The organism is Acidovorax sp. CCYZU-2555, from assembly GCF_018413525.1.
Classification (GTDB): domain Bacteria; phylum Pseudomonadota; class Gammaproteobacteria; order Burkholderiales; family Burkholderiaceae_C; genus Comamonas.
This window is the reverse complement of record NZ_JAHCDD010000023.1, coordinates 19,632-30,949: the sequence shown is the minus strand read 5'-3', so window position 1 is coordinate 30,949 and position 11,318 is coordinate 19,632. Positions and strand designations below refer to the sequence as shown.

At 66.8% G+C, this 11,318-nt stretch carries 9 protein-coding genes and 1 tRNA gene; 5 read left to right on the top strand and 5 right to left on the bottom strand.

Annotation, left to right across the window (positions count from 1 at the left end):
* The first annotated feature begins 57 nt into the window (after positions 1–57).
* Genes KHY18_RS10335 through KHY18_RS10325 form a run of 3 tightly spaced genes read left to right on the top strand, consistent with a single transcriptional unit; the run spans position 58 to position 4,753 of the window.
* Complete coding sequence (locus KHY18_RS10335) at positions 58–1,425, top strand: TolC family protein (RefSeq protein WP_213298966.1); 1,368 nt, start codon at positions 58–60, stop codon at positions 1,423–1,425.
* Complete coding sequence (locus KHY18_RS10330) at positions 1,422–3,569, top strand: type I secretion system permease/ATPase (RefSeq protein ID WP_213298963.1); 2,148 nt, start codon at positions 1,422–1,424, stop codon at positions 3,567–3,569. The genes KHY18_RS10335 and KHY18_RS10330 overlap by 4 nt, the downstream gene beginning before the upstream one ends.
* A complete protein-coding gene (locus tag KHY18_RS10325) occupies positions 3,566–4,753 on the top strand; it encodes a beta-barrel domain-containing protein (protein WP_213298961.1) in 1,188 nt (395 codons plus the stop codon). Before KHY18_RS10330 ends, KHY18_RS10325 begins: the two co-directional genes overlap by 4 nt.
* Before the next feature lie 5 nt (positions 4,754–4,758).
* On the opposite strand, the gene KHY18_RS10320 is transcribed toward KHY18_RS10325, so the two are convergent.
* The 4 genes from KHY18_RS10320 to KHY18_RS10305 all read right to left on the bottom strand — a co-directional run bounded on the left by KHY18_RS10320 (position 4,759) and on the right by KHY18_RS10305 (position 8,434).
* Entirely contained in the window at positions 4,759–5,799 is a 1,041-nt protein-coding gene (locus KHY18_RS10320; RefSeq protein WP_249729032.1) for a DNA/RNA non-specific endonuclease, read from the bottom strand.
* An 83-nt stretch (positions 5,800–5,882) separates the two neighbouring features.
* The gene (locus KHY18_RS10315; protein ID WP_213298958.1) at positions 5,883–7,163 is read right to left on the bottom strand and encodes an NAD(P)/FAD-dependent oxidoreductase; all 1,281 of its coding nucleotides are present in this window, start codon (positions 7,161–7,163) and stop codon (positions 5,883–5,885) included.
* The gene (locus tag KHY18_RS10310) at positions 7,160–7,489 is read right to left on the bottom strand and encodes a c-type cytochrome (RefSeq protein WP_213298955.1); all 330 of its coding nucleotides are present in this window, start codon (positions 7,487–7,489) and stop codon (positions 7,160–7,162) included. Before KHY18_RS10310 ends, KHY18_RS10315 begins: the two co-directional genes overlap by 4 nt.
* Before the next feature lie 105 nt (positions 7,490–7,594).
* A complete protein-coding gene (locus KHY18_RS10305) occupies positions 7,595–8,434 on the bottom strand; it encodes an alpha/beta fold hydrolase (RefSeq protein ID WP_213298952.1) in 840 nt (279 codons plus the stop codon).
* Between the two features lie 271 nt (positions 8,435–8,705).
* On the opposite strand from KHY18_RS10305, the gene KHY18_RS10300 reads away from it, so the two are divergent.
* Both KHY18_RS10300 and KHY18_RS10295 read left to right on the top strand, forming a co-directional pair.
* The gene (locus KHY18_RS10300) at positions 8,706–9,245 is read left to right on the top strand and encodes a hypothetical protein (RefSeq protein WP_213298949.1); all 540 of its coding nucleotides are present in this window, start codon (positions 8,706–8,708) and stop codon (positions 9,243–9,245) included.
* Between the two features lie 179 nt (positions 9,246–9,424).
* Positions 9,425–9,498: transfer RNA gene (locus tag KHY18_RS10295), tRNA-Gly, on the top strand.
* A gap of 13 nt (positions 9,499–9,511) precedes the next feature.
* On the opposite strand, the gene KHY18_RS10290 is transcribed toward KHY18_RS10295, so the two are convergent.
* Positions 9,512–11,308, bottom strand: a complete 1,797-nt coding sequence (locus KHY18_RS10290; protein WP_213298946.1) for a monovalent cation:proton antiporter-2 (CPA2) family protein — start codon at positions 11,306–11,308, stop codon at positions 9,512–9,514.
* Positions 11,309–11,318: the final 10 nt, after the last annotated feature.

Here is an 11,318-nt window from a genome sequence, read left to right as displayed (position 1 = left end):
GGTTTCAGAAATTCAGCGCAAGTCTTTCACGCGCCCCGGCATGGGCCCGGCGATCCGATGAGCAGCGGATATCGCACGCAAGGGGCAGGGCGCACCCCAGGTCATTGGTGTCTTTGTCTGCTGTTGCTGGGCTGCTGCGGCGTTGCCGGCGCCGCCGCGGCGCAGGAGCGCCCGCTGCGGCTGGCGCGCACGCTTGCCACGGCGGGTGCGGTGCAGCCGGTTGGCGGCCCCCTGCTGGCATTGCGCGATGCGGTGCAAAAAGGGCTGGAGCGCAATCCGGGCGTGCGCGCCGTCATGTCGCGGCTCGCCAGGACAGGCACGGAAGTGGAGATCGCCCAGGCCGGCTACCAGCCCAACGTGCAGGCGGGCGTGGGCACATCGGGCTCGGGCAATCCGCGGCTGGGCTACGACGTCACGGTGACGCAGATGCTCTACGACTGGGGCGGCGTCGAAAGCCAGGTCGACAGCGCGCGCGCCACGCAACGCCACGCGGCGCAGGAGCTGCTGGTGGCGCGCGAAGATGCGGCGCTCGACATCAGCGAAAGCTATCTCGATGTGCTGTTCGCGCGCCAGCGCGTCGCGGCCGCGGAGCAATTCATCGAACGTCTCAATGACCTGCTGGCGCTCAGCGAGCGCCGCGTGGCCTCGGGCTATGTGGACCGCAGCGAATCGGGCCGCGTGACGCTGGCGCTGGCGCGCGCCCAGGAGCAGCTGCTGCTCGAGCAGGGCAAGCAGCAGGAGGCCATGCAGCAATACGCGCTGCTGGTGGGCGTGCCCGCGGCCGGCTTGCAACTGCCGCCGCTGCAGCCGCTGTCGCGCCTGCTGGCCCAGGGCCGGCACATTGCCTCGTTGGTCACCATATCGCCGCTGTACCTGCAGGCCGTGGAAAAGAGCCGGGTCGAAGAGGCCAAGATCAAATCCGCCGATGCCGCGCTCAAGCCTCAGCTCAATCTCGAAGGCGCGGTGCAGCGGCGCGAAATCGGCGGCCAGCTCACGCGCGATGCCACCCTGATGCTGCGCCTGCGCATGGCGGCGTTCCAGGGCATGTCGAATTTCAAACGCGTCGATGCCGCGCGCCAGGCGCTCGACGCCGCGCAGTGGGATACCGAGCAGGTGGAGCGCGACATCCGTCGCAAGGTGCAGACGCTGATGGAAGGCGAGGCGCCGCTGGCCGGGCGCGAGGCCGCGCTGCGCCAGCAGATCCAGGGATCGGTCGATATCGGCGGCATCTACCGCGAACAGTTTTTTGTGAGCATGCGCAGCATGGTCGATCTGCTGTCGGTCGAATCGGACCGTTTCGAAGCCGAGCGCCAGTTGCTGCAACTGCAAAGCGACCGCCACCGCCTGCCTTTGCGCGGCGTGGCGCAACTGGGCCTGCTCGTGCCCCTGCTTGAAGGCCGTATGGCAGAAAAAATCCTCCCATGAGCGCCATTCCATTGAGCCCCCCCAGCGCTTCGACGGGCCTGCGCGACCCGGTGCGCGAAGCCCTGGTTCTGCTGTGCGCGCATTTCGGTCATGGCGTGAGCGTCGCCGAGCTGGGCCAGGGCTTTGCGCTGGAGCGCGGCCGGCTACCGCTCGAAATGGCGCCGCGCGCGCTGCGCCGCGCGGGCATTCATGCGCGCGTGCAGCGCATGGCGCTGGCCGACATCACGCCCGCGCTGCTGCCCGTGCTGCTGCAGCTGCACGACGGCCGCCTGCTGCTGTGGGTGGAGCGCGACGGCGACCAGGCGGTGCTGCTCGACGCCGACAGCGGCGGCGGCCAGCAGCGGCTGGCGCTGCAGGACTTGCAGGCGCTGTATGCCGGTCAGGCGCTGTTCGCGCGCCCGCGCTACCGGCCCGACGCGCGTGCCCAGGGCTATGCCAAGGACGCGCCTGCGCACTGGCTCAAGGGCCCGCTGCGCGCCTGCTGGCCCGAGTACGCGCGCGTGGGCCTGGCCGCGCTGATGGCCAATCTGCTGGCGATTGCATCTTCGCTGTTCGCGCTGCAGGTCTACGACCGCGTCGTGCCCAACAGCGCGTTCGAGACGCTGTGGCTGCTGGCCACGGGCGCGGTGCTGGCCATCGTGTTCGAGTTCGTGCTGCGCAGCCTGCGCTCGCACATGCTCGAAGTCGTGGGCAAGCGGCTTGACCTGCATCTGTCGTCGCTGCTGTTCAACCAGGTGCTGCAGATTCGCCTGCAGTCCAAGCCCGCGTCCATGGGCGCGTTCAGCAACCAGGTGCGCGAGTTCGAATCGGTGCGCGAGTTCTTCACCTCGACCACGGCCGCGACCATCAGCGATCTGCCGTTCGTGCTGCTGTTCATAGGCATCGTGTGGGTGATCGGCGGGCCCGTCGCCTGGGTGCCGCTGGTCGCGGTGCTGCTGATCCTGGCCATGGGCCTGCTGACGCAGGGCACGCTCGCGCGGCTGTCGCGCCAGAACCTGCGCGAAGGCGCAATCAAGAACGGCGTGCTGCTCGAAGCCATAGAACACCTCGAGACCGTCAAGACCACCCAAGGTGAAGGCCGGCTGCTGCAGCAATGGGAAGGGCTCACGGCCGAGATGTCGAGCGCCACGGTCAAGTCGCGCAGCCTCACGGCGCTGATCGGCTATGCCGCGGGCCTGGTGCAGCAGCTGTGCTATGTGGGCGTGGTGGTGGTGGGCGTCTACCAGATCAGCCAGGGCCAGATGACCACGGGCGCGCTGGTCGCGTGCTCCATGCTCGCCTCGCGCGCCATCTCGCCGATGTCGCTGGTGGCGAGCATGTTGGCGCGCTGGCAGCATGTCAAGGTGGCGATGGAAGGGCTGGACGGCCTGATGGCCTCGCCCGTGGAGCGGCCCGCTGAACGGCGCTTTGCGCGCCCGCCCGCGCTGGCCGGGCATTTCCGGCTCGAGAACGTGCGCGCCGGCTACGGCAGCCAGAGCCCGGTGGCGCTCGATATTCAGCACCTCGAAATCCGCGCGGGCGAGCGCATCGCGCTGCTGGGCGGCAATGGCGCGGGCAAGTCGACGCTGCTGCGACTGCTGTCGGGCCTGACTTCGCCCGCGGAAGGCCAGATCACGCTGGACAACCTCGCGCTGTCGCAGATCGACCCGGCCGAACTGCGCCAGTCGATAGGCTATCTGCCGCAGGACACCGCGCTGTTCTTCGGCACGCTGCGCGACAACCTGTCGCCGCTGGGCGCCCATCTCGATGACGACGAAATGCTGGCCACGCTGGAGGGCGTGGGCCTGGGCGAGTTCGTGCGCTCCCACCCGCTGGGCCTGGACATGCAGATCAGCGGCAGCGCCAGCGTCTCGGGCGGCCAGCGCCAGGCGATAGGTCTGGCGCGGCTGCTGCTGCTCGATCCGCGCATCGTGCTGCTCGACGAACCCACGGCGGCGTTCGATCAGGAAAGCGAGCTGCGCGTGATCCGCTATCTGCAGACCTGGCTCGACGGCCGCACGCTGATCCTGTCCACGCACAAGCGCCAGCTGCTCGATCTGACGCAGCGCGCCTTGGTGCTGCGCCAGGGCAAGGTGGTCATGGACGGCGCGCAGAACCAGCTGGTGCAGGGCCATCGCGTCCAGGCGCAGGAGGTGCAGGCATGAGTTCCCGCAAGAAGGAAGACGCGCTGCTGCGCTCACTGCACGACCCCGCGCTGTCCATGGAGCATCCGGGCGCGTCGCGCGTGTTCTGGGTCTCGGTGCTGGTCATCGCGGCCTTCATCGCCTGGGCCGCCTGGGCCGAACTCGACGAAGTCACGCGCGGCGACGGCCGCGTGGTTCCGTTCAGCCGCGTGCAGAAGATACAAAGCCTCGAAGGCGGCATTCTCAAGCGCCTGCACGTCAAGGAAGGCGAGGAAGTCGAGGCCGGCCAGATGCTCGCCGAAATCGACAACACGCGCTTTCGCTCGGCCTATCTCGAAGGGCAGAGTCATATCGAGGCGCTGAGCGCGACCGTCGCCCGGCTCGAAGCCGAAACGCTCAACAAGGACCGCATCAGCGTACCCCAAGGCCTGGAGCCGGGCAGCCTGGCGATGGCCTCGGAGCAGGCGCTGTTCAAGGCCAAACGCGAGAAGTTCAAGGCCTCCCAGGCCTCGCTGCAAAACGAGTTGCGGCTTTCGCGCCAGCAGCTCGCGGTGATAGAGCCGCTGGTGGCGTCGCGCTCGGTCGGCGAAATGGAGGCCTTGCGCCTGCGGCGCGAAGCCGCGGCGCTCGAAGGGCGCTTGCTCGAACTGGGCAATGAATACTTCCAGCAGGCCTATAGCGAGCTGTCGGCGAAGAAGGCTGAACTGAGCGCGCTGCAGCAGACCTCGCTGCAAAAAGCCGACCAGCTGCGCCGCACCGACCTGATCTCGCCCGTCAAGGGCAGCGTCAACGCCATTCTGATCACCACGCGCGGCGGCGTGATACAGCCCGGCGAAGCGATCATGGAAGTCATTCCGCTCGACGAGCAACTGCTGGTCGAAGCCAAGGTCAAGCCCAAGGACGTGGCGTTTCTCGTGCCCGGAATGCCTGCGCGCGTGAAGATCACCGCCTACGACTACACGGTGTTCGGCGACCTGTCGGGCCGGCTCGAACAAATCAGCCCCGACACCATCCAGGAAGACACGCCGCGCGGCAAGGAGGCCTTCTACAAGATCCTGGTGCGCACCGACGTGAGCCATCTGCAAAAGGGCGACGAGAAGCTGCCGATCAAGCCCGGTATGGTGGCCGAAGTCGATGTGCTCAGCGGCAAGCGCTCGGTGCTCAACTACCTCTTGCGGCCGTTGATCAAGGCGCGGCTGAACTGAGGTGCTCAGGAGACGTTGTCGAGAAACCGTATGCCGCTGCGCCGCACCAGCTCGTCATAGCTGATGGGCGCGCTCAGGCGCGTGCTGGCCGCATTCTCCTGCCAGTGGGCCCAGCTCTTGCCCGTGCTCGCGTCATAGACCAGCTTGAACAGATGGCTGGGCACCTGCACCTTGCCCGGGCCTATGGTGCGGGTCGGGCCCGAGAACACCGGGCCGGTGAACACATAGACATCGCCTTGCGCGCGCTGCGCGTAGCGGCGCGTGTCCTGCTCTATCTGGCTCCACGGGCCGGCATTGTGGGTCTGGTTCTGCGGCACCATGTTCGCCAGGCTGAAGCTTTGCGCCATGGCTTCGGCGCTGGCCATGTTGCCGGCCGGGGCCATGTGGCCGCGTGAATAGCCCGAGCCCTGGTAGTCGGCGAGTTCCGCGCGCTCGGCGCGCGGCAGGCGTGCATCGGCAAAGAACTTGTCGGTGCGCTGCAGCCCCTTGGCCTGGGTGATGCTCGCGCGGTTGAGTCGTTCGGCGACGAACACCGGCGTCTTGTGGCTGCCGCTGTGCAGCACCGCGAAGCTGCTGTAGCACAGCTCGCGCAGATCGCCGGCCTGGGGCACGACGGGCGGCACGCCGCCCGGGAAGTGCTGGCGGCATTGGGAGAAGTGCGTGGCCGTGCTGGCGCCCTGGCCGGCGTAGGGCGGCGGGGCCGGGCTGCTGGTCGTGGTCTGGGGCAGGCCCAGCAGATCGTTGAGCGCAAAGCGCGCCAGGCCATCGGCCAGCGGTGCGAGCGCGGCCAGCGTCGAGGCCGCGGCCGGCCCGACCAGCGATGTGACCGAAGCCAGCAGCGGCGGGCCGATCACGGCCGAGGCCTTGGCCAGCAAGCCCTCATACCAGCCCATGTGGGGCGTGCAGCCCGAAACCTGGTGGCCCACGGCCGCGGACGAAGTCAAACCGAGCCAGAACCGGCGCATCCGCAGGAGGTCGTTGATCTTGGAGAGCAGGGCACTCTTGCGGGTGCGTTTGCGGCTGGCTTTGCGGGAACGCTTCGTCATGTCTGCGCGGATGTTAACCGCCAAACAGCGCGCTTTTTTCCATTCGCAGCTGTATATACCCCCAGGTAGCGAGAATGTTGCTTTCAGTTGCCCCAGGTATCGGCGCTGATGGCCTGGTACCAGGCCGTGCCATAGCGCGCTTCGGCCGCGCGGAACCAAGGCTGGGCATCGAGCGGGCTGATGCCGACCGCTGCCGGCACCTCCTCCATCGTGTCATTCTTGGCTCTGTAGACACCGGCCACCGAGATGCCGTATTCGGGCCCGATCAGGCTGTAGCAGGTGTTGGTGTAGACGGCCTGGGGAGCCTCCTGGCCCAGCAGTTCGGCGCTGATAGCTGCCGCGACCAGCCGGCCCTGGGAGTTCGCGCTCGCGCCCGATTTGGGCATGGGCGCGGCCTGGCTGGCGTCGCCTATCACATGCACATGGGCCTGCTGGCGCGCGGCGAAATTCTCCGGGTGCACCGGCACCCAGCCGCTGGCATCGGTGAGGCCTGCGCGTTCGGCGATCCAGCCGGCTTTCTGCGGCGCAATCACATTGAGCACATCGGCACGGTGCAGCGCGCCCGCAGCGGTCTCGACTTCGCGCCGGCGCGCATCGACGCGCACCACCTGACCGTCATGGTCCAGGCTGCGCCAGTCGATCATGTCGCCGTACAGCGCTTTCCAGCCCTGCAGGAACAGCGGCTTCTTGGAGAACTCGTTCTTGGCGTCGAGCAGCAGAATGCGTGACTTGGGTTTGCGCGCGCGAAAGTAGTGCGCCACCAGCGCCGCGCGCTCGTAGGGTCCGGGCGGGCAGCGGTAAGGGGTGGCGGGAATCACCATCGCGAACGTGCCGCCGTCGGGCATGGCGTGCAGCTGGTCGCGCAGCAGGCGCGTCTGCGCGCCGGCGCTCCAGGCGTGGGGCGCATACATGGAGGCCTGGGCGTCGTAGCCTTCGAGCTCGCCCCAGCGCATGTCCACGCCCGGCGACAGCACCAGCTTGTCCCAGACCAGGCGCTGGCCGTCGGACAGCGTGATAGTGCGCGCCACGGCGTCCACGTCGACGGCCGCGGCATGCACCACGGCGATGTCCATGGCGCGCAGCGCCTCGAAGCCATGGCCGAGGCTTTCCCAGTCGCGCAGTCCTGCCAGATAAAGGCTGGAGAACGCGCAGGTGTAGTGGCGCGCCGCGGGCTCGATCAAGGTGATGCGCAGCCCGGGCATCTGCAGGCGCAGATGGCGCGCGGCCGTGGCCCCGCCAAAGCCGCCGCCGACCACGACCACATGTGCCGAACCATGCTGGGCGCGCGCCACGCCAGGCATGGCCAGCGCGCCCAGACCGGTGAGCAGCGCGCGACGCGAAAGAGGGGGTGTGGATTCCGTCATTTGCGCTCCTGCGCAAACCAACGGGCCAGCGCCCCGATCTGCTGATCGTCATAGCCTTTCATCAGCCGCGTCATGATGGTCGCGCCCGGCGCCTTGCCGTTCCTGAAGGCCAGCAGCCGCTCGCGCAGCTGGTCTTCGGGCTGGCCGGCGATGCTGGGGATGGAGGTCGCCGAATGCCCGCCCGGCCCGTGGCAGCTCACACAGGCGCCGGCGAGCACGGCCACCGAAGAAGGCGACGGCACCGGCACATCAGCCGGGCCGGCCTGGGCCGTGCCTGACAGCACACACAGCAGCAGCGCACGCGGGCGCCAAATGAAAGAGGGCATGGAGCGGGCCTTTCCTACACAGGATTGCCAGCATGCCTGTGCGGGCGGCCCGCCCGGATAAGGGCAGGGCGCGTTGCCTTGCGCGCGGCCGCCGACAGCCGCGGCTCAGCGCTGCTGCAGGAAGTCGAGCAGCGCCTGGTTGAATTCGGCTGCGTGCGACAGATTGCAGCCGTGCGGCCCGCCCTTGATCACGTGCAACTGGCTGCCCGCAATCGCCTGGTGCGTGCGCGCGCCGCTGACTTCGAACGGCACGGTCTGGTCGCTGTCGCCGTGGATCACCAGCGTAGGAATCTTGAATTTCTTCAGGTCTTCGCGGAAATCGGTGCGCGAGAACGCGGCAATGCATTCGTGCGTGCCTTGTGGCGAGGCAAAGGCCGCAATGGTCTTGGCGTATTCGCGCTGGGCTTCGCTCACCGCCAGCTCGCCGCCCTTGGGCGTGAAGAACTTCTGCGTGAACTCGTCGAGAAACGCGAGCCTGTCGTCGCGCACGCCTTTTTGCTTGGTCTCGATGTCCGCGTCGGACACCGCGCCCTCGGGGTTGTCGTCGGCCTTGAACAGGTAGGGGGGAACGGCCGCCGCGAACACTGCCTTGGCGACGCGCTCGGTGCCGTATTTCGCCACATAGCGCGCCACTTCGCCGCCGCCCATGGAAAAGCCTACAAGCGTTGCCGCATGCAGGTTCAGGCTGTTGAGCAGGATGTGCAGATCCTGGGCCAGCGTGTCGTAGTCATAGCCGTCCCAGGGCTGGGTCGAATGGCCGAAGCCGCGCCGGTCATAGGTGATGACGCGGTAGCCGGCCGCGACCAGCGCGCCGACCTGCGGTTCCCAGGTGCGGCCGCTCAGCGGCCAGCCGTGGATCAGCACCACGGGCTTTCCCTGGCCGAAATCCTGATAGTGCAGTTGCAGGTCCTGGCCGGCAAATTGAGGAAGATTGACAAAAGGCATGCGAGCTCCCGCTGGGTTGGATACGAACCTCTAGCGTCGCAAGCCCGCGGCATGCTGTCTGTCATCCATTGATGACATTGCGCGGCCTCGGTGCCGGCGAATGGAAACCAGATGTCAGCTTCGTAGGACGGCCACTACAGCCCGATTCCGTATTTTCTGGCAAGGATTGGGCCGATTGACGACAGGATGGCCCCGGGTGAATTGGCGACCATCGAGGCTTAGTGCAGCAGCACAGCGCGTTTCACTTTCACTCTATCCACCAGGAGACACCATGCCCACCATCAAAAAAAACCTCTTCTATGTGGCCACGCTGAGCGCCGCGCTCGCCTTGACCGCCTGTGGCGGCGGCAATGACGACGACACCGACCCCAGCGGCGACATCGGCATTCTGCGCATCTCGCAAGCCACCGATGCCAACCTCAACGGCTGGTACGGCACGGGCAATGTGGGCCTGACCGGCGTCGCCGACACCGGCAAGATCGGTCCCAACGAGTGCGCGTTCGACTTCGACAATTTCACCAAGATCACCGGCGACCGCACGCTGGCGATGATGGGCGACATCCGCTACGCCTATCCCAACGGCAACGCCGCGCCCGCGCTCAACGGCGACAACATCAAGATCAAGGACACCACGTATTCCTTCGTCAAGGATGGCAACAATCTGAGCAAGGCCAAGGTCAACCTGACGCTGGGCACGGTCACCTTCGACAACCTGCTGGCCAAGGACTCGGGCACGCAGTCGGTGGAGCTGTCCGGCACGATCAAGCTGCCTGAAGAAGCCAACCGCGACAAGGCTTGCAAGAAGCCTTGAGCGGCTTGAGACGGCTGTCCCGGGGCAGTCGCGGATCGCGACTGCGCTGCGCTCGGCAAAACGGCACCCCGGTGATTGCTCCTGGGGTGCCGTTTTGCGTGTGGCCTGGGGTGACCGGGTCTGGTTGGGCAAATCCCATATACTTGCCTGGCATCTGGCGATTTGACTTGTCAAAGAATGCGGGCGTAGTTCAATGGCAGAACTTTTGCTTCCCAAGCAAATGGCACGGGTTCGATTCCCGTCGCCCGCTCCAGGCGCAGCACACTTCAACGCTTGTCGTCACCCGACGGCGCATCGCGCGAATGGTCCGGCGGATCGATGTGTTCGATATTGCCCAGCAGCAGGGCGCGCCCCGCAAACACGCCGCTCACGTCCTCGCGCTCGAAGCGTTCGGTATCGCGTCTGCGCACTCGTTCCGTGATGGCCGAGGCTTCATCGTCCGTGGCACCAAGCGCCATTACGGCATGCTGGCCCATCAACACGGCCGACTCGAAAGTCTCGCGCACGACATGCTGCGCGTCCAGCTTGATCAACTCCAGCGCATGCTGGCGGTCGAACGCGCGCGTGATCACCACGGCGTTGGGAAACTCGCGCTGGATGTTCTCCACGATGCGCGTTGCCGCGTCCTTCTTGTCTACGCACACCAGAATGGCCCGGGCGTGGTGGGCGCCCGCGGCATGCAGCACGTCGGCCCTGGCGCCGTCGCCGTAGTAGACCTTGAAGCCATAGGGCTCGGCCGCGCGTATGGCATCCGGGTCGCTGTCGATGATGGACAGCTGGGCGCCGCGCGCCAGCGGCCCCTGGCTGGCGATCTGGCCGACGCGGCCAAAGCCGATGATGAGCACATTGCCCTGCAGATTGTTCGGTGCCTCCACGCCGTCGAGCGTCACGCTCTGCACACCGATGAAGCGTTTGTGCAGGATCACGACCAGGGGCGTGAGCGCCATGGAAAGAACGATGATGGCGGTCATGTTCGCATTGACTTCGGGCGTGATCACGCGCAGCTTGAGCGCTTCGGCGAACAGCACGAATGCGAACTCGCCGCCCTGGGCCATGAGAATCGCGCGATCGACGGCATCGGCGTGCGAACTCTTCGCCAGGCGCGCCACCACATAAATGCACGCCGCCTTGGCCAGCATCAGGGCCACGACGCCGGCGGTGATGAGCTTCCAGTTCTGGGCCACCACTTCCAGGTTCAATGCCATGCCCACGCCCAGGAAGAACAGGCCCAGCAGCAAGCCGCGAAACGGCTCGATATCGGCTTCGAGCTGGTGGCGGAAAGTCGACTCCGACAGCAGCACGCCGGCCATGAACGCGCCCATGGCCATGGACAGGCCGCCGAGCTCCATCAGCAGCGCCGCACCCAGCACCACGAGCAGCGCGGCAGCGGTCATCACTTCGCGCGCCTTGGCCCTGGCCAGCACGCGGAACAGGGGATTGAGCAGCCACAAGCCGGCGCCCACCAGGGCCGCGAGCGCGAGAACGGCCAGGCCCAGGCGCTGCCACGGCGACGCACTGGCCACGGGCAAGGCGTCGGCCGGCGCGAGAAACGCCACGGCCGCGAGCAAAGGAACGATCAGCAGGTCTTCGAACAGCAAGATGGAGACGATGCGCTGTCCGCGCGGCGCGAGAATATCGCCGCGTTCGGCCAGCACCTGCATGACGACGGCCGTGGAAGTCAGCACAAAGCCCGCGCCGCAGACGAAAGACACCTGCCAGGAGAAGCCGAAGGCCATGCTCACCGCCGTGAGCAGAGCACCGCACAGCACGACCTGCATGCTGCCCAGGCCGAAGATCTGGCCGCGCAGATTCCATAGGTGCGAAGGCTTCATCTCCAGGCCGATCACGAACAGGAACATCACCACCCCGAGCTCGGCGATGTGGATGATGGTCTGGGCGTCGTTGACCAGGCCCAGGCCGTAGGGCCCGATGGCGAGTCCTCCGGCGAGATAGCCCAGCACGGAGCCGAGTCCGAAGCGTTTGAACAGCGGCACGGCGATGACCGCCGCCCCGAGCAAGGTGATGATGCTGATCAGCTGGCTGGCGTTACCTTCAGCGGCCATAGGGAATTTC